The 23,720-nt window shown below is 34.7% G+C and carries 24 protein-coding genes; 19 read left to right on the top strand and 5 right to left on the bottom strand.

From position 1 onward, the window contains the following. Positions 1–100: 100 nt before the first annotated feature. Positions 101–508, bottom strand: a complete 408-nt coding sequence (locus ACK3CR_RS02440) for a MerR family transcriptional regulator (RefSeq protein WP_488974690.1) — start codon at positions 506–508, stop codon at positions 101–103. Between the two features lie 478 nt (positions 509–986). On the opposite strand from ACK3CR_RS02440, the gene ACK3CR_RS02435 reads away from it, so the two are divergent. From ACK3CR_RS02435 to ACK3CR_RS02380, 12 genes are all read left to right on the top strand, one after another. Further along, positions 987–2,420 carry a DHA2 family efflux MFS transporter permease subunit gene (locus ACK3CR_RS02435; protein WP_410915383.1) on the top strand — a complete coding sequence of 478 codons (1,434 nt, stop codon included), beginning with the start codon at positions 987–989 and terminating at the stop codon, positions 2,418–2,420. 164 nt (positions 2,421–2,584) lie between these two features. Then, a complete protein-coding gene (locus ACK3CR_RS02430) occupies positions 2,585–3,034 on the top strand; it encodes an AraC family transcriptional regulator (protein WP_430238436.1) in 450 nt (149 codons plus the stop codon). Between the two features lie 339 nt (positions 3,035–3,373). Beyond that, positions 3,374–3,991 (top strand): dienelactone hydrolase family protein, encoded by a 618-nt coding sequence (locus ACK3CR_RS02425; RefSeq protein WP_243509213.1) that lies wholly within the window; start codon positions 3,374–3,376, stop codon positions 3,989–3,991. A 185-nt stretch (positions 3,992–4,176) separates the two neighbouring features. Further along, positions 4,177–5,055, top strand: a complete 879-nt coding sequence (locus ACK3CR_RS02420) for an ABC transporter ATP-binding protein (protein WP_430238438.1) — start codon at positions 4,177–4,179, stop codon at positions 5,053–5,055. Beyond that, entirely contained in the window at positions 5,033–5,665 is a 633-nt protein-coding gene (locus ACK3CR_RS02415) for an ABC-2 transporter permease (RefSeq protein WP_328123710.1), read from the top strand. The genes ACK3CR_RS02420 and ACK3CR_RS02415 overlap by 23 nt, the downstream gene beginning before the upstream one ends. 519 nt (positions 5,666–6,184) lie before the next feature. After that, on the top strand, positions 6,185–6,445 hold the full coding sequence (locus ACK3CR_RS02410; protein WP_430238442.1) for a metal-sensitive transcriptional regulator: 261 nt from the start codon (positions 6,185–6,187) through the stop codon (positions 6,443–6,445). A 173-nt stretch (positions 6,446–6,618) separates the two neighbouring features. After that, positions 6,619–7,101, top strand: a complete 483-nt coding sequence (locus ACK3CR_RS02405; RefSeq protein ID WP_430238444.1) for a DsrE/DsrF/DrsH-like family protein — start codon at positions 6,619–6,621, stop codon at positions 7,099–7,101. Positions 7,102–7,145: 44 nt separating this feature from the next. Then, positions 7,146–7,514, top strand: coding sequence for a rhodanese-like domain-containing protein (locus ACK3CR_RS02400; protein ID WP_328123709.1), 369 nt, complete (start codon positions 7,146–7,148; stop codon positions 7,512–7,514). Between the two features lie 122 nt (positions 7,515–7,636). Then, complete coding sequence (locus ACK3CR_RS02395; RefSeq protein ID WP_488974689.1) at positions 7,637–8,200, top strand: sulfurtransferase TusA family protein; 564 nt, start codon at positions 7,637–7,639, stop codon at positions 8,198–8,200. 87 nt (positions 8,201–8,287) lie between these two features. After that, positions 8,288–9,412 (top strand): MBL fold metallo-hydrolase, encoded by a 1,125-nt coding sequence (locus ACK3CR_RS02390; RefSeq protein ID WP_488974688.1) that lies wholly within the window; start codon positions 8,288–8,290, stop codon positions 9,410–9,412. Between the two features lie 49 nt (positions 9,413–9,461). Then, positions 9,462–9,689: a sulfurtransferase TusA family protein gene (locus tag ACK3CR_RS02385; protein WP_243509236.1), complete on the top strand. Its 228-nt coding sequence runs from the start codon at positions 9,462–9,464 to the stop codon at positions 9,687–9,689. 68 nt (positions 9,690–9,757) lie between these two features. Then, a complete protein-coding gene (locus tag ACK3CR_RS02380; protein ID WP_488974687.1) occupies positions 9,758–10,534 on the top strand; it encodes a sulfite exporter TauE/SafE family protein in 777 nt (258 codons plus the stop codon). Between the two features lie 138 nt (positions 10,535–10,672). Here ACK3CR_RS02380 and ACK3CR_RS02375 read toward each other — a convergent pair whose 3' ends face one another. Next, complete coding sequence (locus tag ACK3CR_RS02375; protein WP_430238454.1) at positions 10,673–11,446, bottom strand: PAS domain S-box protein; 774 nt, start codon at positions 11,444–11,446, stop codon at positions 10,673–10,675. A 216-nt stretch (positions 11,447–11,662) separates the two neighbouring features. Here ACK3CR_RS02375 and ACK3CR_RS02370 point away from each other — a divergent pair, with 216 nt between their 5' ends. Beyond that, on the top strand, positions 11,663–11,812 hold the full coding sequence (locus ACK3CR_RS02370; protein ID WP_328123706.1) for a hypothetical protein: 150 nt from the start codon (positions 11,663–11,665) through the stop codon (positions 11,810–11,812). A gap of 101 nt (positions 11,813–11,913) precedes the next feature. Here the strand turns inward: ACK3CR_RS02370 and ACK3CR_RS02365 are convergent, their stop codons facing one another. Next, positions 11,914–12,795 (bottom strand): aminoglycoside 6-adenylyltransferase, encoded by an 882-nt coding sequence (locus ACK3CR_RS02365; RefSeq protein WP_488974686.1) that lies wholly within the window; start codon positions 12,793–12,795, stop codon positions 11,914–11,916. A 574-nt stretch (positions 12,796–13,369) separates the two neighbouring features. Here ACK3CR_RS02365 and ACK3CR_RS02360 point away from each other — a divergent pair. From ACK3CR_RS02360 to ACK3CR_RS02350, 3 genes are all read left to right on the top strand, one after another. Next, entirely contained in the window at positions 13,370–14,560 is a 1,191-nt protein-coding gene (locus ACK3CR_RS02360) for a glycine C-acetyltransferase (protein ID WP_328123704.1), read from the top strand. A gap of 46 nt (positions 14,561–14,606) precedes the next feature. Continuing rightward, positions 14,607–15,566: an L-threonine 3-dehydrogenase gene (locus ACK3CR_RS02355; RefSeq protein WP_488974685.1), complete on the top strand. Its 960-nt coding sequence runs from the start codon at positions 14,607–14,609 to the stop codon at positions 15,564–15,566. A gap of 177 nt (positions 15,567–15,743) precedes the next feature. Next, complete coding sequence (locus ACK3CR_RS02350; RefSeq protein ID WP_488974684.1) at positions 15,744–17,135, top strand: amino acid permease; 1,392 nt, start codon at positions 15,744–15,746, stop codon at positions 17,133–17,135. Positions 17,136–17,196: 61 nt separating this feature from the next. Here the strand turns inward: ACK3CR_RS02350 and ACK3CR_RS02345 are convergent, their stop codons facing one another. Continuing rightward, positions 17,197–18,198: an LLM class flavin-dependent oxidoreductase gene (locus tag ACK3CR_RS02345; protein ID WP_488974683.1), complete on the bottom strand. Its 1,002-nt coding sequence runs from the start codon at positions 18,196–18,198 to the stop codon at positions 17,197–17,199. Positions 18,199–18,658: 460 nt separating this feature from the next. Between ACK3CR_RS02345 and ACK3CR_RS02340 the strand changes: the two genes are divergently transcribed. The 3 genes from ACK3CR_RS02340 to ACK3CR_RS02330 all read left to right on the top strand — a co-directional run bounded on the left by ACK3CR_RS02340 (position 18,659) and on the right by ACK3CR_RS02330 (position 21,048). Beyond that, a complete protein-coding gene (locus ACK3CR_RS02340) occupies positions 18,659–18,892 on the top strand; it encodes a hypothetical protein (RefSeq protein WP_488974682.1) in 234 nt (77 codons plus the stop codon). 232 nt (positions 18,893–19,124) lie between these two features. After that, positions 19,125–19,604 (top strand): PH domain-containing protein, encoded by a 480-nt coding sequence (locus ACK3CR_RS02335; RefSeq protein WP_488974681.1) that lies wholly within the window; start codon positions 19,125–19,127, stop codon positions 19,602–19,604. Continuing rightward, positions 19,591–21,048, top strand: coding sequence for a PH domain-containing protein (locus ACK3CR_RS02330; RefSeq protein WP_488974680.1), 1,458 nt, complete (start codon positions 19,591–19,593; stop codon positions 21,046–21,048). The genes ACK3CR_RS02335 and ACK3CR_RS02330 overlap by 14 nt, the downstream gene beginning before the upstream one ends. Before the next feature lie 422 nt (positions 21,049–21,470). On the opposite strand, the gene ACK3CR_RS02325 is transcribed toward ACK3CR_RS02330, so the two are convergent. Then, positions 21,471–23,591 carry a helix-turn-helix domain-containing protein gene (locus ACK3CR_RS02325; protein WP_430238468.1) on the bottom strand — a complete coding sequence of 707 codons (2,121 nt, stop codon included), beginning with the start codon at positions 23,589–23,591 and terminating at the stop codon, positions 21,471–21,473. Positions 23,592–23,720: the final 129 nt, after the last annotated feature.

The raw sequence follows: 23,720 nt of genomic DNA, 5'->3' as shown, positions 1-23,720 counted from the left end.
TTTTTTCTCCTCTTCAAATTACTAAAGCATCCTTTTATATAAGGAAACTTTAGTTCCAACCATACAACCTGGTGTTTACACAAGGTCAAGCAAGAATTAATTATTCGGACGATTTTTTTGATTGGAGGGACAATGAAGGGTAGTGGCCAAACTTCTCCTCTTTTAGCTTTTTCTCCTCAATCATTTCCCATGCTTCTTGTAGCTCTTTCTGCTGCTGTTTTATTTTCAATTGGTAAGCAGTCAACATTTCATGCCAATCGTATGGTATTTCCTTGTTTTGCTCTTGCTGAAGGAGCAGAATGGGTTTTAATTGCTGAAGGGACATGCCAGTTTTCTTAAGGCATTTAATCATTTTAAGAGTTTCTTTATGAACTTCCTTGTATACTCGATGTCCGTTTGCTTTTCGGCCAACAGGAGGTAAAAGTTCCATTTTTTCATAATAACGCAGAGTATCTTCACTTACCTCACATTGTTCAACAAGTTCTTTCATTGTATAATTTTTAGACATCTTTTTTCTCCTCTTATTGAGATTTTTATATTATGAGAACAATATATAACCTAGAGTACACCCCAGGTCAAGAGTTTTAGGTTGCGATTATGAACAAAAGGAAAGGTAGTAGAATGAGATGGACAAAAGCACAGAATAGATATCCAATGTAAAGGGGATTAGAGTGAAAACCTTATTGGAAATTACGACCTTATTTATATACCTATTTCTCCTAAATTATTTACCATATGTATTTTATATTCCTATAAATTCCTATAAATACCTATTTTGTTATAATATTTCTGCCTCTTACAATTGGTGGGGGTCTTTTATTTTCTGTGCTTTTTACATATAAGAAAAAGAGTAGAAAGAAATCAAATTCTCGTTCTTAAATCGTGAAAAACATCTAATTCTTTCAATATTCATATGTCTAGAGCTACATATTTCATTATGATATCCTTACAACTAGAAAATAAAATACTAAAGGGGGAAGAATGAAATGACAAACAACGAAAAGATGAGTGGACAAAGTAAGCTTATTCTCTTCATCTTAATTCTAGGAAACTTTTTATGTTTAATTAGTGAAACCGTCATGAATGTGGCTTTACCAATGATTATTTCAGAGTTTCATGTTCCTACAAGTTCTGCTCAGTGGCTCACAACCGGATATATGCTCATTATTGGCGTATCTGTCCCTGTATCTGCCTTTTTAATTCAACGATTTACACTTAGACAGTTATTTATAACAGCGATGAGCTTATATGTAGTAGGGTCATTGATGGCCTTTATGACACCGCTTTTTTCTATATTGTTAATGGGAAGAATGATTCAAGCCTTAGGCACAGGTCTTGTTTTACCATTAGTGATGAGTACGATGTTAACGCTTGTGCCTGTACATAAACGAGGGACAGTAATGGGCGTTTTCCAAGTTGCTATTTTATTTGCTCCCGCTATTGGACCTGTCCTTTCAGGGATTGCCATTCAGTATTATTCGTGGCGAATTATCTTTCTAGGTCTTCTGGTTGCAGCGGTTCTTATTTTATTATTTGCCGCTTTTAAATTAAAAAACGTGTTAGAAACCTCAAGACCAAAGATTCATATTCCATCTGTGGTGCTTTCAACGCTAGGTTTTGGCGGAGTTGTTTATGGCTTTAGTGTAGCTGGTGAAGGTTCTGGGTGGGGGAATCCATCGGTATGGATTACACTTGCAATTGGCATTATTGCTCTTGCTATCTTTGTGAGAAAACAAACAAAAATGACCTCACCAATGATTAGCATGACACCCTTTACATCATCTATTTTCTCAAGAGGCATTCTTTTAATGTTTCTCGTTATGATGATTCAGTTTTCTATGATGCTTATTTTACCTCTTTATTTCCAAACAGCAGCATCATTGTCTCCACTCCAAACAGGCTTTCTTATGCTGCCAGGTGGAATTACGCTTGCTTTTACAGCCATGATTGGAGGAAGATTATTCGATAAAATAGGTTTCAAGCCTCTTCTTGTTGTAGGTCTTATTCTTCTTATCATCATGCTAAGCTTATTTACAAGAATTTCGAGTGATACAACAACAACTGAAGCAACGATTTTATATGCTTTCTTTACGATCGGTGTAGGTCTAAGCGTAGGGCCTGCAATGACGCTTGCTCTCAATCAAGTTCCAAAAGAACTGCATGCGCATGGTTCAGCGATTTCAAATACGATTAACCAAGTTTCAGGTGCGATTGGGCCGGCTCTTTATACAAGCATTATGACAATGGCGTCACAACGATTTATAGAACGTGCAGAGGGAGGGGAACAATCTCTTCTTGAAGTACAAGGGATGACAGAAGGTGTGCATACCGTATATTATACAGCTTTAGGTTTTGCAGCTCTTGCTTTCATATTGGCGCTAACGCTAAAGCGAAAAGATCAACAACTTCAGAAAGGCTAACAAAGCACAGAAAAAGCTATCCATAAATGTGGATAGCTTTTTTATATGAATGAAGTTCTTTGATTTTTTATACAATAAAAATTTTAAAAATTTAAGTGTTTATTTTTTTATAACATGATAATTTTGACAATGTAGGAAATATCAACGAAAAGGAGAAATGATCTATGAAGATTAAGATTGAAAATTTACCAAACTATCGCATTGCATATGTAAGACAAGTTGGTCCATATGGCCCTCATAATAGTCAAACAATGGAGAACTTAAAAAACTGGGCTAAAGACAATAATCTACTCCATGAGAAGGCGATAATACTTGGAATTGCGCAGGATCATCCTGACACAACTCCTCCTGAAAAATGCCGCTATGATGCTTGTCTTGTCATTTCAAATGATTATGAGATTGATGAGGCTGTGAGTGAAGGTGAGCTATCTGGTGGGAAATATGCGATCTATAAAGTAAAACATACAGCAGAAGACATCCAACAAGCATGGGATGGAATTTTCACTGAATTGCGAAACAGCGATTATCAAATTGATGATAAACCCATTTTTGAAAGATATAGCGGTGAACTGATTAATCAGGATTATTGTGAAATTTGTGTTCCGGTAAAATAACTAAGATTCTTATACTTTCAGAAAAGCAATTTTGGCTTAGTATTGTCTATCATTGTAAGTTAGAGACTTATAGTTATCTAAAATTTTCTTAAAACAAAAGCTCTTTAAAAATCTAATTATGCAAACTTTTAAAGAGCTTCATTTTCATTCGCTTTATAAAAAAGAGGGTAACAGGATAATAGTCTGTTATCCTTATATTTTTATTGTAACTAATTTCCAAGTTAGGTATAATAATCAATGTGATTGAAAAGGCTTCTTCATTTTTTAAGCCCTCTTTTAGTATTAAGAAGAAATCTCATGTGAACCAGAAATAAAAAGTAAAAGAATAGGAGGGGTGTAGTGGAGAAGTATAATATGGCAATTATACTAGTTCATGAAATATATGGAGTTAATGAACATATGCAATATATGAAGAAGAGGTTATCAAAGTTAGGGATAGATGTAATATGTCCTAATTTATTACATAATGATATTTCTTATTCAGATGCGGAAGAAGAACATGCTTATAAGAATTTTATACAAAACATAGGGTTTGAAAACGGAGTGCTCCAAATCAATCGAGTCATCCTTAACCTGAAGCAACAGTATAGGAAGGTTGGAGTTATGGGGTTTAGTGTTGGAGCAACAATATCATGGTTATGTGGAAGAAATAACATATGTGATTTTATAATAGGTTGTTACGGATCGCGCATCCGCCATTATGTAGATGTTAAGCCTGTTTGTCCTACATTACTTATATTTGCAAATAAAGAAAAATCATTTGATGTTCCTAAACTAGTAGATCTGTTAGAGGAAAAAAGAGATTCATTCTTAGAGATAAAAAGGTTTGAAGGATCTCATGGGTTTATGAATCCTTTCTCAAGTCATTATAATAAATTGTTAGCTAATCAAGCTTTGCAACATATAAATAAATTTGTACAAAAACAATTAAATGAAAGCTTTCTATTAGAAAGCTAAGCAACCTTACCCAAACTTATTTTGTGTATTTCTATTTGTTAGCTAAAAAGAGAAAGATTAATATAATCCTTTTTTGTAACAAAATAACCATATTATACAACGAACTAATCTATCATTAAATGTAATAAATTCAGAAAAGAATGATTATTATAACATTCTTTTCTTTTTAACGAGGAGGATTAATAGTGGAACATGCATTAGAAGTAGAAAATCTACAAAAGTCATTTTCAAAATCGGGTTTTTCTCTAAAAGACATATCTTTTTCTGTACCTTATGGCTCTATTGTCGGATTTATTGGAGAAAATGGAGCAGGGAAAACAAGCACCATGGGTACGATACTTGGAACATTAAGAAAGGATAGCGGCTACATAAGAGCATTTGGCGAAGAAATGAGCGATGAAAAAAATGAGTTAAAAGAACATATTGGTGTTGTGTATGACAGCATGAATTTCCCTGGTAATTTGGACGTAACAAAGCTAGGAAAAGTAATGAAACATGTCTACAAAAACTGGAACAGTGAGACGTATTCACATTATATTGATGTGTTTTCTCTCCCTAAAAAACAGACGATAAAGAGTTTTTCAAAAGGCATGTCAATGAAAGTCTCGCTTGCGGTGGCTCTTTCCCATGATGCGAAAATTTTAATATTAGACGAGGCAACAGCAGGGCTTGATCCTGTTGCACGAGAAGACGTATTGGACGTGTTTTCAGAGTTTGTAAAAGACCAAAAGCGGTCAATTTTTCTATCTTCTCATATTACGAGTGATATTGAGAAAATAGCAGATCAACTCGTATTTATCAAGAAAGGAGAGATTGTGTTAAGGGTTAGCACAGAGGAATTATTAAACAATTACACTATTGTTCAATGTAAAGCTCATGATGTAGAGGCAATTGCAGAGGAGAGCATTAGCATACGTAAGCGTGACAATGGTATGTTTGATATTCTCTTACCTTACAGCAAAGAACTTCCTCTGCAATATCAAAACAAAGACTTTACAATTGATGATATTACATTGCTATTAATGAAAGGGGACATGAAACGTGAAGGGACTCTTATTAAGTAATTTATATTCGATTGAAAAAAGCATTAAAGTATGTATGCTTTTCGCTATTGTAGCGATTCCATTTGTGTTAATGGCCGCCGATCAAGGTCCAGTATTGAGAATGGCATTCTTAGCTCCTTTTTTTCTATTAGCCATAACTTCTTTGGAAACGTTAAAACATGATAATGAATCAGGGTGGAACAAATACGAAATTACCCTTCCTGTCAAAAGAGCTCATATTATTAGTAGTAAGTACTTTACGTTTTTACTTCTCGTTATCCTTGGGATTACAGTTACATCTTTAGGGATGCTAATTGCTAATTTTTTAGATTGGTTTCAGTTTACTACTTCTTCTTTCGCTCTTGTAGCTAAAGGAGTATCGCTAGCATTATGTATAGGGGCTTTAGCATATCCTTTAACATATATTTTAGGAACCAAAAAGTCAGAAATAGTAATGGGAAGCAGTATAGGTTTTTCATTTGGACTGTGGTTTTTATTAGGTGGTTTGTTTTCTTTAGAGGGGCAAAATAGTGATGAAATCTTTGCGATTATACACCTTATAGTCTCAGTACTATGCTTTACGATTTCATACTTCATTTGCAGAGTGATTTATAGCCGCAAAGAGTTTTAACACGATAGAGTTTCTAGGCTTTTATGTTAGGGACATTCTTCTTTTTATCATCCTAAGCATTATAAAAAGAGGGGAAAAGTAATAGAGAAATAACAGAGAGGATCTACTAATATAGATCCTCTTTTGCTTATTTATTATTAGTTTATTAAGAGCTCTTAAGATATTTAGCGATGTGCTTTTTCCTAAATCGCTCATCTACATAATAGCTACCATTTTCCATATTTTAATTGAAAGGAAATATCTTTTAATGCTTTAATTTTATTATAGGTCTTATTGTAGAAAGTGATTTTTTTGTTGGTAAAAGAAGCTTTTGAGGTTACTTATCCTCCATACGGAGATGAATTTTTAATGTATGTAGATAATTTTCAAACTTGACTTTATACCTTGGGGTGTATAGTATTAGTGCTGTAATCTTCATTGTTCTTCTTGTAAACGAAGGAATACTTTTAGGTTGAGAAGCTAGGAATATCGTTTTTTAGAACCACTTATCCTAAATAGAAAAGAAAGGAGTGTTGAATTTTGGAATATAATCAAAAAGTGAAAAATCGTTTGCGCCGAATTGAAGGGCAGATTAAAGGTGTGCTAAGTATGATGGAACAAAATAAAGATTGTAGAGATATCGTAACTCAATTATCAGCTGCCAGAAGCGCTATAGATCGAACTATGGGCGTTATTGTAAGCGAAAATTTAGAGCAGTGTGTGCGTGAAAGCATTGAAAAAGGGGAAAGTACAGAAAATCTAGTAAGAGAAGCTGTCGAATTATTAGTCAAAAGCAGATAATAAAGTTCATCAACCTTATTGATTAAAGGTTGACGTACTTTATTACACACATTTATATACCTATACGGGTATATGTAATTAATCATCGTAAGTAATGCTTAAACTTGAAATTTATAATTTTTTTTTGCTATTATACCCCTATAGGTATTTGGACGAAGAGAAGGAGAATTATTATGACCGAACAAAAGAAACGAACAACCATTGTATTATTTAGTGGAGATTACGATAAAGCAATGGCAGCTTATATTATTGCCAACGGAGCAGCAGCTTATGATCATAAAGTAACTATTTTTCATACATTTTGGGGATTAAATGCTTTGCGTCAGGAAACAGCAGCTCCTGTTAGTAAAGGACTGTTAGAAAAGATGTTTGCTAAAATGATGCCTCGTGGCGCAGATAAAATGGGATTGTCAAAAATGCATTTCGGTGGGATAGGGCCTAAAATGATTAAGCACGTTATGAAGAAACATAATGCTCTAACATTAACACAGCTGATTGAAATGGCACAGGAACAAGATGTGAACCTAGTAGCTTGCACAATGACGATGGATCTTCTTGGGTTACAGAAAGAAGAATTGCTGAATGATATCGAATATGCAGGTGTAGCAGCTTACTTAGCAGATGCAGAAGAGGGAAATGTGAATTTATTCATCTAATAAGTTAAAAAGCCTCACAGAACAAAAGGAGTGTAATAAAGACGATGAACGAGAGTATTTTCATTAACATACTTATCTTTGGGTTCATTTTATTGTTTGTATTTCAACGTTTTATTACTAGAAAAGGAATGAAACAAATTACAACAACAGAGTTAAAAAGGGAGTTGGAAGACAAAAAGAAACAGTTTATAGATGTTCGTACACCTTCCGAGTTCCGCACAAAACATATTAAAGGATTTCAGAATATTCCTCTTGCAGAACTCCGTCAACAGTCTCATCATCTTTCAAAGGAGAGAGAAGTTTTTGTAATTTGTCAAAGCGGTATGAGAAGCGCTAAAGGAAGTCGATTGTTAACAAAGCTTGGGTTTAAAAGAGTAACGAATATAAAAGGTGGAATGAATACTTGGATATAGAGATTTCTCATAACATAGAAACAAAAATTATCTTAGAAAATGATAGAGGTATTGAGCGTAAGAAAAATAATTTTTAAACTCTAATATACCCCGCTCCCTATATAGAATAAGGAGGAATAAGAATGATAAAAGCAGATGTTGTGTTAGATGCAAAAGGATTAGCATGTCCAATGCCTATCGTAAGAACAAAAAAGAAAATGGATGAGTTAAAGGCTGGACAAGTATTAGAAGTGCAAGCAACAGATAAAGGCTCGACAGCAGATTTACAAGCTTGGGCAAAAAAGACAGGTCACAAATATTTAGAAACGAAAATAGAAGGAAATATACTTCATCATTTTCTTTGTAAAGATGGCGATCATCTCTCAGAGGAGAGATTTGCTATTCCTACTATTTCACTAGAAGTATTCAGAAAGAAAGTTGAAAGTAATAAACAGACTTGTATTTTAGATGTTCGTGAAATAGAGGAATATAAACAAGCTCATATTCCAGGAGTGATTCATATTCCTCTTAGTGAAGTTGAAAAGCGTTCAAATGAGTTAAACAAAGATGAGGAAATCTATGTTATTTGTCATTCTGGAAAAAGAAGTGAAATCGCAGCTCAAACTATGAGAAAACAAGGTTTTAAAAAGGTGATTAATGTTGTGCCAGGGATGTGTGATTGGAGAGGTAAAACAGAGCAACTTTGAACTATTTCGAGAGAAAAAAAGCATGATTTATATTCTAATCTTTATGAAATTTTTTTACTACAAAATATACTACTGGGGGTATTTTAAGTGTCTGTATATACTCTTACCGCAAAAGAGATCACCCAAAAAATATTTAATAAAGAACCCTTATTTATTTTAGATGTTCGTAATGAACATGATTTTAAGGATTGGAAGATTGAAGGCCATTATTTTGAATATCTCAATGTACCTTACTTTGATCTTCTAGATGGAGTAGAGGAGATTTTAGAAAAAATGCCTCCTAATAAAGAGATTTTAGTTGTTTGTGCTAAAGAAGGTTCTTCAATTATGGTAGCTGATATGCTTTCAGAAGCTGGTCTTACTGTGGCATATCTGAAAGGGGGGATGAGAGCATGGAGTGAACATGTGGAGCCTGTAAAAGTAGAAGATCTAAAAGGTGGTGGAGAGATATATCAATTTGTTCGAATCGGTAAAGGGTGTCTCTCATACATGGTTATAGCAAATAAAGAAGCAGTTGTGATAGATGCTACACGTATGACAGATATTTATGTGGATTTTTCAAAGGAAATCGGAGCAACCATTACTCATGTATTTGATACACATCTCCATGCAGATCATATTTCAGGTGGAAGATCACTTGCAGAAGCAACAAAAGCAACTTACTGGTTACCAGAAAAAGATGCTAAAGAAGTTGAGTTTGATTATGAACCATTAGAAGAAACGGTTATTACTATTGGAAATACAGACGTTTCTATTCAAGCTCTTTACTCTCCAGGTCATACGATTGGTTCGACTTCTTTTATCATCGATAAACAGTATCTTCTTTCAGGCGATATTCTGTTCATTGACTCGATTGGTAGACCAGATCTAGCCGGTATGGCGGAAGATTGGATAAGCGATTTAAGAGAAACGCTCTACAAGCGATACAAAGAGTTATGGGATGAATTAATTGTCCTACCAGCTCACTTTATGTTGATTAACGAGTTAAATGAAGATGGAAGTGTAGCCAAAACACTAAATACGTTGTTTGCTAAAAATCATGGTTTAAATATTGAGGATGAGAGAGAATTTAAACACTTAGTGACAGATTATCTACCGCCTCAACCACATGCATATCAAGAAATTCGTGAAACAAATATGGGGAAAAGAAATCCTGATGAAGAAAAGCAACGTGAAATGGAAATTGGACCAAATCGCTGTGCTATTCGATAAATAGAAAATATGAAAAGGTTGATAAGACGATAACAGAGGAGCTGTAAATATGAAATCAGATAAAGTATTAGATGCAAAAAAATTAGCATGTCCTATGCCCATTATTAAAACAAAGAAAGCAATCAATGAGTTACAACAAGGTGAAATTTTAGAAATCCATGTAACAGACAAGGGAGCTAAAAATGACTTTACCGCTTGGACTAATTCAAGTGGCCATGAACTTTTAAAACAAGTGGAAGAGGACAATGTATTAACATTTTGGATTAAAAAAGGATAAGGAACAATCAAGATGGAAGGAGATCGAATGAAAGGATACCTCTTCATCTTGAAAGGGAGGAAACCCTAATGGATATTACATTTGTTATAACTCTTTTTATCATTGGGGTTATAGGTTCTTTTATATCCGGGATGATAGGCATTGGAGGATCTGTTATCAACTATCCTATGTTATTGTATTTTCCTCCGTTAGTAGGGGTAATGTCATTAACAGCACATGAAGTTGCGGGAATCGGGGCTATCCAAGTGTTTTTTTCTACAATCAGTGGGGTTTGGGCCTATCGAAAAAGCGGATTTTTACACAAAAAGTTAATTATATATATGGGAATCAGCATTTTTATCAGCAGCATAGCAGGGAGTTACTTTTCTCATTTACTATCTGAAAAAGGAATGAATTGTATATATGGAGTATTAGCTCTTATAGCTGTTATTTTCATGTTTACTGCTAAAACAAAGAGAGAAGACGTGGCAAATAGAAAAGTGACTTTTAATAAATGGTTAGCTTCCTCTTTAGCTTTTATCATTGGAGGAATATCTGGGGTTTTAGGAGCGGGAGGAGCCTTCATATTGGTTCCTATTATGCTTGGTGTATTGAACATTTCAACAAGAACAACGATTGCTTCTTCTCTAGCTATTACCTTTATCTCTTCTATGGGAACAGTTATTGGAAAAGTTAGTACAGGTCAAGTTCTCTTTGTACCTGCTTCCATTCTGATTATTGCTAGTCTACTAGCATCTCCGCTAGGAGCTCATCTAGGACAAAGAATGAAGGCAAAGTTTTTACAATGGCTATTAGCTCTATTCATTTTGGCTACTGCTCTTAAAATCTGGATTGGCATTATTTAAAAAACTTGTAAAAACAAATGTACTTTTACGTAACAAGTAAAAAGGCTTGAGTTTATTTCAACTCAAGCCTTTTTTTCCTTTAAATTACATGATATGAATAAAATATCCATAAAACACGTTTGTTTCACTTCACATTATTTATTTTGAGGAATCACTAGTGAAAATGATACCTAAAGAGTGCAGGGCGTCTTTTACAGTAGCCATTTTTAAAGTCCCTTCAAGATTAATACCTAGTTGTACAGCAGATAAAGCTAGCTCTGGTCTTAATCCTGTTAAAATACAATGAACGCCAAGTAATGACATTACATGATTAATTTTAAAAAGGTGCTCTGTTACAATTGAATCTAATTTATAAATACCTGAAAAGTCGATAATTAAACAATTTACTTTTTGAGTCTGTACCTTTATGGGGACATCTGTTAAAAGTTGATGTGCTCTTTCCTCATCTATAGAGCCTACTAATGGGAGGATTGCAATTCCATCTAAAAGAGGAACAAGGGTTGCAGACAGTTCGTTTATTTGCTGTACGATTTCTTTTTGTTTTTTCTCATGTTCTTTTCTTGTTGTTATATCTCTGACATAAGTTTGGATTACTTTTGTATTTCCCATTAATATAGGGTGACAGTATAATTCAACGTTAACTGTTGTCCCATCCAATCTGTATATCGTTTCCTCAATGAGCTCTGCTGGACGTTCATAAGCAGATTGAATTCTTGTTCTTATAGCTTCTTTAGAAGTTTCTTGAAAGATATCTAATGGACTTGCACCAATAATCTCTTCTTTTGTACCTCTAAAAAACTCTTCAGCTGCGTGATTCACATATATAATTTTATGATTTGAATGGATGATAAGTGGATCTAATGCATATTCCATTACTTGTTTATAGTCAATATCGGAAATATTTTCCCTCATAATTTTCACTCCCTGATGAAAAGGTTAAAGCATTACTAGGCTTTTATCAAGATGTTGAACGTTTTTTACTATTTATTTATTACATTCCTTACAATATTTTGTTTTATTGTAGGAAATCGCTTTTCCTCTAGTTAATCCATATAAAAAACAAAGGGATGAAAAATAACCCATTTAAATGTTTTATTATGAATGAGAACATCTGAGGGAGGGAGAAGAGTGAAAGAGCCCGTTGGAGTATGCATTGAATGCAAGAGAGACATTTATTGTTTGGATGGATTTTTAGATGGAATTATTATCCGAAATGGTCAGTTGATATGCTTCCCATGTAACAAGAAATTGTCTTCAAAAGAGTCGAGCGAAGCATAAACTCTCCATATATGGTGTATTTTCTGCCTATTTAAAGAAGAAAAAGCACGTTTTATTTTCATTAAAACGTGCTCTTTCGTATAGGAGCTAAAGATTTTTCTTTAATAAATACTCTCAGCATCAGAAGGTAAATGTCTCACATGTGTAAGGTAGCTCACCATATTCTGATCTTCCTCAATGTGGTAAGTGAACAATAAGTTTCTAGCCACATCTTTTCCTAAATGTCTAAACAGTTCACAGGTAACAAATATTGCATTCCAAAAGGTATCATAGTTATCGTCCCCATATGATTTTTTGTACATTTCCCAGTACTCTTTAGGAAGGTGATTTTTGAAATATTTCCCCATTTTACCTACTGAAATTTCGAAGTTGTGCTGACTGCCAATCCACCATGATACCATTTCATCTAGCCTTGATCTAATAACACATTCAAACATTCCTTTAGCATATGGAAGTTCATCACGCCAAATGCCTTTTGCTACGTTTTGAAGGTTCCACCAAAAATCATTACAGCACTCGGTGAACATAAACTCTGATGGTTTTTCTACATGATAATCCGCATCTATAGGAGAGGGGATAGGCGATAAAATATGATCTTTATCAAATAGTGGAAGAGTTAGTTTTTCATGACCATAATGCTCCTGCATATATTCCTTTTTTTCAATATGAAGATCTATTCGAGTACCGTCTGTAAAAAGCATAAGATATCTATATGAACAAGGGGAAGCTATAGCACTATTTTGAGAATGATCGTTTTTATCTGGTTCCTGCATGAGAAGTACGTCACCAAACAGATTTAGCCATTTTTTGTCTTTTATAAAAGGTAAAGTTTCTGTCACTACATAAACGATATCATAATCTTGGAAAATATCTTTCGGAACATGAGGATTTGTTCGTGAGCCATTCATGTATACCGCTCGAATCCGATCGTCATTTTGGGCAATGTTCATGATTGTATTCATCATTTCTTGTTCAGTTCTCATTCCATATCCCTCCTTGAGACTTGAAATATTTAGTTTGTTTTAACTTAGCCATGGAGGAGGGCGTGGGTGATGTGAAAACAGCAAAATAAAAAGAGGTTATAACTTGTTCAGCTTCTTTTTCATCCCATATTCCTCTCCCTTAAATTTATCTTATGGCTACATTACTTCAATAGGAGTTAGAAGATTCCTTCTTTACCTCTGTAGTTATAGAATATCGACTATACTGCGCTTGGTTAGTATTTTATTATCGCTCCAACAGACTAATCAAAAGAATTGAATTGAATTTGAGCATGTTTATGAAATGGGGATCCTTAAGGACTAAAGAATTATTTGTAAATAAAATTCTGATTTTTTGTCCATGAAAGGTGGACAAAATTAATTTTTTCTATTACTATAAGTTTTGTAAACGCTATCATAAAAGCTTTTTAGTGGTTGTTTGTGTCTTTTTGGGGAGGACACATGTGTTTTTTAAAAAGAGAAATAAGCGTAGTGTTCTTAAAAGTCAGCGTTGAAATAGGGATAAATCATTAAAGATTTTACGTTTATTTCTACAAACAATAAGGGGGTACATGAAATGTCCAGTAAAACATTACATGAATTTTTAAAAGAAAACTTGGATGAGTTAAAAAACAAAGGACTTTATAATGTGATTGATCCTGTAGAAGGGCCAAATGGGCCAATCATTACAATTGCAGGAAGAGAGTTAATTAATTTGTCATCTAATAACTATTTAGGTTTGGCAACAGATCAGAGATTAATAGACGCTTGTTTAGAAGCAACGAAAACCTATGGCGTTGGAGCTGGAGCTGTTCGCACAATTAATGGAACGCTAGATATTCACGTCAAATTAGAAGAGAGACTCGCCCAATTTAAGCATACAGAAGCAGCCATTGCCTATCAATCAGGATTTAATTGTAATATGGCAGCCATTTCAGCAGTGATGGATAAACATGATGCTATTCTTTCAGATGAACTTAATCATGCTTCTATTATTGATGGATGTCGATTATCAAAGGCAAAGATTATCCGCTATAACCATTCTGATATGGAAGATCTACGAACGAAAACACGCCAAGCAAAAGAGTCAGGATTATACAACAAAATCATGATTATCACAGATGGAGTATTCTCGATGGATGGAGATATTGCCAAGCTTCCAGAGATTGTGGAGATTGCTGAAGAGTTTGATGTAATGACATATGTTGATGATGCCCATGGATCAGGTGTATTAGGAAATGGCGCAGGAACAGTGAAACATTTTGGGTTATCAGATCGAGTAGACTTTCAAATAGGAACGTTATCTAAAGCTATCGGGGTTGTAGGAGGCTATGTAGCAGGAAAGAGAGATTTAATAGATTGGTTAAAAGTAAGAAGTCGTCCATTCTTATTTTCCACAGCGGTCACACCTGGAGCAGTTGCTGCTTGTATAGAAGCTATTGATATTTTAATGGATAGCTCAGATCTTCAAAATAAGCTACGGGAAAACAGCAATTATTTAAAAGAAGGGCTGAAAGCATTAGGATTTGATATTGGAGCAAGCGAAACACCGATCACCCCTTGTGTAATCGGAGATGAAGCAAAAACACAAGAGTTTAGTAAGCGACTGAATGAAGAGGGCGTGTATGCAAAATCTATCGTTTTTCCTACCGTTCCAAAAGGCACAGGGCGAGTAAGAAATATGCCAACAGCTGCGCATACAAAAGAAATGCTAGACCATGCTTTGGCTATTTATGAAAAAGTAGGAAAAGAGATGGAACTTATTTAAGAGCAATACTTGCAGGATCGTAAGTAAAAAAGGGGAGGTTTTTTTCATGAAAAAGATCTTAGTAACAGGTGCTTTAGGTCAAATTGGCTCAGAGTTAACGTTAAAAATGAGAGAGATTTACGGACATGATAATATCATCGCAACAGATATTAGAAGAACGGAAAGTGATGTTGTTCAATCAGGACCATTTGAAATTTTAGATGTGACAGAAGAAAAAGCAATGTTCAACATCGCTAAAAAATATGAAGTGGATACAATTATTCATTTAGCTGCTTTACTGTCAGCAACAGCTGAAAAGAAGCCGCTTTTAGCTTGGCATTTAAATATGGGTGGATTAGTAAATGCGTTGGAAGCAGCAAGAGAACTAAATTGTCAACTCTTCACGCCTAGTTCTATTGGCGCTTTCGGTCCAACAACTCCTAAAAATCTGACTCCGCAAGATATTATTCAACGACCAACAACGATGTATGGGGTCAATAAAGTATCTGGAGAATTACTATGTGATTACTATTACTCCAAATTTGGAGTAGACACGAGGGGGCTTCGGTTCCCTGGGCTCATTTCATATATGACACCTCCTGGTGGGGGAACAACGGACTACGCAGTTGAAATCTACTATGAAGCAATTAAACATAAAAGATATACATCTTATATTGCTGAGGGGACGTATATGGATATGATGTACATGCCTGATGCATTAACAGCTATTATTACATTGATGGAGGCTGATGCTTCCAAATTAAAACACCGAAATTCATTTAATGTATCTGCTATGAGCTTTGATCCAGCGGAAATCGCCGCTGAAATCCAAAAGCATGTTCCAGAGTTTGTCCTAAATTATAAAGTTGATCCTGTAAGACAATCTATTGCCGACAGCTGGCCTAATCGAATAGATTCAACTTGTGCAATAGAAGAATGGGGATTTAATCCAGAATATAATTTAGAAAAAATGACGAAAGATATATTATCAAAGCTAAGATTAAAATCAATTTCAGTTACTGCCTAGATCAGCCTATTATTTGAAGTACTGTATGTAGTATTCAAAGAGAATGAAAGATCAGTACGTTATGCACTCTTAATATTGTTTTAAAAGTAAGCGCTTTCTTTAGGCGTGAAGAAAACTTTAAAACAGGAGCATTAGTTTCATCAAACTTTGACTATGAGTAGTGTAGGGGGAAATAGGATGGCAAACAAAGATTTGAATAGGGATTTGAAAAGTCGTCATATTCAGATGATCGCGTTAGGTGGTACGATTGGCGTTGGCTTATTTATGGGATCAGCGAGCACAATTCAATGGACAGGGCCGTCTGTTATGTTAGCTTATGCAATTTCCGGTGTTTTTATATTTCTCATTATGCGGGCAATGGGAGAAATGTTGTATGTAGAACCAAGTACAGGTTCATTTGCGACATTTGGCTATAAGTATATTCATCCATTAGCAGGGTATATGACAGCGTGGAGTAACTGGTTTCAGTGGGTAATTGTTGGGATGGCGGAAATTATTGCGGTTGGAACGTATATGCAGTATTGGTTCCCTGATCTTCCTGCTTGGATTCCAGGTTTTATTGCCATGATTATTCTTGGAGCAGCTAACTTAATTTCTGTTAAATCTTTTGGCGAAATTGAATTTTGGTTTGCGCTCATTAAAATTGTAACGATTATTTTAATGATTGTAGCAGGAATTGGACTCATTTTCTTTGGTTTTGGAAGTGGAGGGAAAGCCATCGGATTATCGAATTTATGGGAGCATGGTGGCTTATTTACAGGCGGATGGAAAGGATTTTTCTTTGCCTTATCTCTCGTTGTTGCCGCCTATCAAGGTGTAGAACTTGTTGGAATTACAGCTGGTGAAGCAAAAGATCCGAAAAAAACGTTAACAAAAGCTATTCAAAGTACAATTTGGCGAATTTTAATCTTTTATATTGGCGCTATTTTCGTTATTGTCACTGTTTATCCATGGGATCAACTGAATGCAATTGGGAGTCCATTTGTAGCCACTTTCGCAAAAGTTGGGATTACAGCTGCCGCTGGATTTATTAACTTTGTTGTCATCACAGCTGCGATGTCTGGATGCAATAGTGGGATTTATAGTGCAGGACGCATGCTTTATACGTTAGGTATAAATGGACAAGCCCCTAAATTCTTTGCGAAAGTCTCTCTTGGTGGGGTTCCGCTATTTGGTACATTTGGTGTTTTAATTGGGCTAGCCATTGGCGTTGTTTTAAGTTATATTGCACCAGAAAACTTATTTGTACATGTATATAGTGCAAGCGTTCTTCCAGGTATGATTCCATGGTTTGTTATTCTTATTAGTCAAATTCAATTCAGGAAAAGAAATAGGGTAAAAATGGATCACCATCCATTCAAAATGCCTTTTGCTCCTTTCACAAACTATATCACCATTGCGTTCTTACTAATGGTCCTTATTGGTATGTGGATTAATGAAGAAACAAGAATATCCCTTATTGTAGGAATTGGTTTCCTTGCTGTTGTTGTGATTAGTTATTATGCTTTCAGAATAGACAAGCGTGTACGAACTCATGATCAAAAAGATGATGAAGCCATGATTCAATAGAAAAAAACACAAAAAAAGGGTTCCTAATTAGGAACCCTTTTTATATTCGCATTTCTCCACCTTATTTTTCGTCTACTACTTCCTTTAAGATTTCATATGACCGCTTTTGTTTTTCACGATCATAAATATATGAAACAGCCATAATTTCATCTACATTATAGTTGTTTTGGAAACCTGTTAGCTGTTTACGAATCGTCTCTTTACTTCCTTTAAAGGTTACGCTTGTCATAGATGAAATCATGTTTTCTTCCATCGGATTCATATGAGCCTGCATGTTTTCTACAGGTGGTTTCATCGGCATTTTTGTACCGCGAATAACATTAAGGAAGAAGAAATGCATTGTTGAAGCTAGAAAGTCAGCTTCTTCATCAGTCTCAGCTCCAATAACATTTAACCCTACCGTCATATATGGTTTATCCAAATATGGAGAAGGTTTAAAACGTCTACGATAAATAGAAATCGCTTCTTCCATCTGTGCAGGAGCAAAGTGAGATGCAAATACATATGGCAATCCAAGTTCTGCAGCTAAATAAGCTGAATCAGTGGAAGAGCCAAGAATATAAATGGGCACATTTGTCCCTACGCCAGGATAGGCTTTTACATACCCTTGCGTTTCTTCTGAACCAAAATACGTTAATAATTCTTTTACGTCCTCTGGAAAAGTATGAACAGAATCACTTTTTGAGCGACGCAGAGCACTTGCTGTCATCATATCTGTGCCAGGTGCACGCCCAAGACCTAAATCAACGCGGTCAGGATAGATTGTTGCCATCGTCCCAAATTGTTCTGCAACGACTAATGGAGCATGGTTAGGAAGCATAATTCCTCCAGAGCCAACGCGGATGCTATTTGTGTTTTCTAGCGTATGTTTCATTAAAATAGAAGTTGCAGAACTTACAAGTGTAGGGGTATTGTGATGCTCTGCAATCCAATATCGTTTATAGCCCATCTTCTCCGTAGATTGAGCAAGATTGGCAACAGCGTCAATCGCTTCTTTCCCATCTTGGCCTTCTCGAATAGGAGCTAAGTTTAAAACCGAAACAGGGATATTAATATTTGACATAGGAGTGTGTCCTTTCTTCATACAATTTTTAATGTATACAGTAGATTTACCTTTTATGTGCAGTTAGGAAATAAAATGGATTTCTTTTATCTCAGTTATTATATTTTAATATAATGTCGAGGTTTTGTTTAATAATCTGCTTAGTACATACTGAGTGTTTTTTTATCGAAAAGAAAACAAGGTGTTTGTTTGAAATATAAAGAATCTAAACAAATTATGTTTTATTCACTTGTAACTGTAACAAAAAGCAAGGATTTAAAAGTTTCTTACTACAGCTGTAACGAATATTTTAGTAACATATTAATCTAAGAAAAGTTAAAATAAGGGCTTTTCTTAACTAACAAGAGAGGCGTAAGAGGATCTCGCTCTTTTTTATGATTGGAGCTATCCGTAGAAAACATGCAAAAATATTGAAACAAAAACAATGAGGTTACGTATAAGAAAAGAGGAAGGTGAACTTATGGCACATTGTACAAATTGTAATCATAAATGGAAAAAAAGAAGAGTATGGCAACTAGGGTTTTCGAAAGAAGGAAGAGAATGTCCTGTCTGTAGGACAAAGCAGTTTATCTCCTTTAAAAATACCAGTCCTTTAATTGGACTAGGGTATATAAGTGCAACCGTTGCTATCCTGTTCATTCTCTTTTTCCCTTTTCTCGTAGAGTTAACAGAGAAAGAGGAAAAACCATTTTAAAATAGGAAGGTAGGAGGGGTTAGTATTGAAGAAAAGAATGACACAAAGCAAATGGAATGGAAATCTGTTCACAGCTTATTCATAGGAGCTTCTCTTGGCGACTTTTTAGGGTTAGTAGCTTATGTGAGAGATTGGTTATAACCGGAAAGAGAATTTATTTTTTAAATCTAGAGTCTACCTTGCAAGCATCTTTTATCATACAACAAGAGAATATATATTAGGAGAGGATTTAGTGAGTAACACGGGGTTTAGACGATTAAATGAAAAAAGTGTACATGCAAAAATGATAGAAGGCATCCTTTCTTTATGTGCATATGCAATCATTATTCTTTTATTGTTCTATTGTACGTCAAAATGGGAATGGCCAAAATGGATTATAGGTGTGACCGTATGCTTATCTCTATTATCTATACCGTTTCATCTTTATTTTCTGCCGAAGTGGGAATATCGGATATGGAGATACCGTATAAGTGAGACAAGTATTGAAATTATAAAAGGATTCCTGTTTAAGCGTAAAATATTAATTCCCATGGTAAAAGTTCAACATGTTGATGCAAAACAAGGTCCTATCTTGAAAAAGTATCGTCTTTATACCATTGTCTTATCCACAGCAGCAGGTAGCCATGAGATTCCTGGAGTATCCGAAGAAACAGCTGATGAGATTCGTAGGGAAATTGAGATGTATGCGAGGTTAGACGATGAACAAGTCTGACAAATTAACCATTCACCGGCTTCACCCTATTTCCATTCTTTATTTTATGGTTGCTGCTATTAAAGAATCTCTATCTTTTATATGGGTTTTTCCACTTATCGTTTTATTTGTTCATGAAAAAATAGGAGATCAAATTTCTACTTTAATAATCAACGTAACCGCAGGTAGTTTAATTATTCTTTTATTTTTAGTTGTAGCGGGGTTGAAATGGCAAGCCTTTACTTATCAAATTCAAGAAAAAGGAATATATATTGAAACAGGTGTATTTGTAACGAAAAAAAGATGGGTAACATCTGACCGTATTCAATCGTTAGACTCTACAGTACGTGTGTATGATCATTTATTTTCTACCCGAACTTTAACGATTGAACTTGCAGGTGGAAAGGAATCTAGTATCATCCTTAGCTGCATTTCCAAGGAAGAAGAGCAGCGGATCCGCCAAGTTTTATACGAATATAACAAAGATAAGCTAGGAGAGAGTGGCGAAGAATCCGGCCTTCAATTATCTAACAAAGATTTAATAGTCCATAGCTTGCTTTCTCCGAAGTTTGGCATTGTATTTACCTTTTTATGTCTCGGATTACTGAAATATTGGGATATAACAAAAGGAGGCGATAGGGATACCTTATTTACGTACTTAGCCAGTTGGTTTGGTTCTAACTGGATCTTCACTACTGTTACTCTCATGATTCTTCTCTCCTTTGCTCTTTCCTTGTTCCTAACCTATGTTAGTGATTATCATTTTAAATTAGATAAAAATGAACGAGGAGAAATTGAAATTCAACAAGGACTATTCGAAAAGAAGCATCGAACAATTGCACAACACCGCATACAGGCCATTTTTATCACCGAAAGACCATTACAGCGCCTGCTAGGATATGCCTCAATCGAAGCTGTTGTTATTCAGAATAGTCAAGATGAACAAGTGAAAAAAACAATCTCTTTGATTCCTTTTGTTAAAAAGGACAGAGTACAATCTTTAATTGAGATTTTTACTGGATATGAAAGGAGCAACAATCTGCACACTCCGCCAAAGAAAGCTAGAATTTCTTACGTAGGACCACTTTTTCTAATAGGTTGTCTTCTTTTAATTCCATCGTGGATGTATATACCAGAGCCATATCACTATTTTTCTCTCATTATCCCAATCATAAGTTTATGGTTAGGGTGGAGAGAATACCGCACTACGGGTTGGAATCAAAGCGAACGTTTTCTAACTTTGCAATACGGTGTTTTTTTTCGCAATACGGCCATTATTAAACGAGGACGTATTCAATGGATAGCGCTACGCCAAACATGGCTGCAAGAAAGAAAACATCTGGCATCCATCAATATGGCTGTAACTTCAGGAAAAGAAAAAGTGAAAGTTTCCCTCCATCACATTCCATATGAAGAGGCAATGCATATTTACCAATGTACACTGAAGAAAAAAGAAGAAACATAATAGAAGTGAGAATATAGTTGATGTAAATTTGTGCTCTTGATCAAGACTAGGTGACACTTGTTTATTTTGTACGTTATGCCTTCTTTTATGATGCTGGGTTGTGACGAATGCAGTATTTGCTTACTCTGATCGCTCAGAATGGTCACATGAAGTCACATTAAAATCGATTATTTAATCAGCAAGACTATGCTATTTATTGAGGGTAAGAAGGGGCTGTGACTTACTGTATCTCAAAATCTCGTTTAAAGATGGAATTCGAAGAAACCACCTTACATAAGGTGGTTTCTTCGAATTTATCAACATGTACACCAAAAAGGAAACCTGTCTGGAGAAGGGGGAGTCTGTCTGAAAAAGGAGAACCAGTAGAATCCCTAATTTTTAAGAAAGTTGATCTTTTATCCCTTTATATAGAAAGTACATCTCTAAATTTGCGAATAAAAAAATGTTTCTCTAAGATGACAAGCTAACTGGATTTTTAAAGCGTCTTCTGGATTATCAAAACTCAAATTTAATTGTTTTTCAATCTTTTTTAACCGCTGATAAAGAGTATTAATATGAATGTGGAGTTGTTTTGCGGTGTTAATTGCTGATTTATTATTTTTAATATAAGAGAGGAGAGTTTTTTCTAAATCGTTATGTTCTCCGTGTTCAGTCTGTAATGGAACAAATACTTCATTCAAAAATCTCTCAATATCATCGGAGGGTTGTTGTAAAAATAAACGATTTACCCCTATGTCTTCATAAAAGAAAAGTTCTGATTTATTACGACTTTTTAAATAAGAGAGTGACAGATTTGCTTCTTCATAACTTTTCACTACATTCTCTATCCCCTTATATAGAGTGCCTACTCCTACACGCAAAGGGGCACCGCTGTTTGCTCTCCATTCTTTCATCGTGACATCAAACTGTTTAGTAACCGCTGATAAAGAGCTTTGGTTAGATAGGGAAACAAGCAGAACAACCTTGTTATGAAAACCATAAATAAGGATACTAAAGGGTTGTAATTTTTCTTTAATTCTTGAGACTAAACGATGAATATTCATTTCTAACACTTGTAGGTCATTATATATAGTAACTTCAAATATCGCCACGAACAAAAAAGAATTCAAATTTAAATTAAATTCTTTTCCTTTCTCTAAACATGTTTCTCGATTCTTATTTTGTAATAATTCATTGAAAAACTCATGTGTCTTTGTATAGTAAAGCTCTGTCATTGTTAATTTTTTTACTAGTTCTAAAGCTAGAACAGCACTCCCTTGTTCAACTGTAATTTGATCAAGTGGTGAAAATGGTTCGGAAACTGATACAACGAAACAACCTAAAAAAATAGCTCCATTAACAATAGGATATAAATAATAACTTTCTTTCTTTTGAGTAAAGACGTCAACATAAACCGGCGTTCGTCTTTTTAAAAAGATTTTTTCAATTTCATCGGAGCTAAACACAGGTACACGGTTTGCTTGGTTTGGATACCATATATTTTCCGTTGCATTAAAATAGGAAAGGGATTTACCGATCATCCGGTTTAATTCTAAAATAATGGTTTCCGCTCCTTTATTTTGTAGGGACAGCTTTGTTAACGTCCCGTGGACTTCATTTCTCTTTGAAAGTAACTGATTTTTTTCCTTTAGTTTTTCACTTAACTCTGTTACTTCCTCTAATCTTATTTTGACCTCTGAATAAAGCTGAGCATTTTGAATAGCGACAGCAGCTTGAGAAGCAAACCCATTTAATAAATTCAGATGATGATCTGTTAATTTCTTTTCTCTAGATCGTTGGTGCACAATCATGACTCCTAATCGATTTTCTCCGATAGAAACAGGTACACACATAGCGGATTTTATACTATTGAAAGGAGAGGTAGAAGAGAGAATATGATCATTATTCTTTTTTGATATATGATACTTGTCCATCGCAGCATAAACTTCTTCTTCTGAATAATAGATTCTTGGTTTGCCATCTTCAAATACTTTTCCTGTAATAGATTCTCCAACTTTAACTTTAAACAGCTGGAGACGGTCGTTAAACCCCACAAATGCTTTAGGGATAAGTCTGTCGATAACAGGGTCATATAATTGCAGAAACCCTCTATCTGCAGCAGGAATCACTTTTAAAGTATTTGTCACAATCTTTTTTAATACTTCATCCAAATCAAGAGATGAAGTAATCGAACGAATTCCTTCAATAAGGTTTTCCAATTCTAGATCCTTTTTTTGGACAATTTCTTGTTGATACGAAAGCTTGTAAAGAAGATTTAAATACTCCAACTCTTCAACTTTCATCACATAGAACTTTTCCGGAATAGCAATTATTACCTCATAGTCTTCCAAGTAACCAAAAGAAAGATAAACATGCTGATTTTGCCGAAACGTTGTAAAAGTTGGATTTCTAGGGATGGAAGGAGGGGGAACTTTGCTGTTTATGTTTATGTCATTTGCCACATACTGATTTTCTCCCTGTGGCTTCCGAACCCAAACTTGATAAGGAATATTTTTTGAATTTCTCTCTAAATAAGAGAGCATTAATCCGGTATTTGTCATCATTACCACAACTCCTATGTAAAAACCTACATTTAATTAAATTTTAATAGGTAGAAACCTACATTGCAATTAATATTCAGAATTTTTAAAATAATATTCAAGTGAACTAGAGAGAACCTTTCTTTTAAAATT

The sequence above is a fragment of the Priestia sp. TRM10 genome, assembly GCF_057808375.1.
This window is presented reverse-complemented; position numbering and strand designations above follow the sequence as displayed.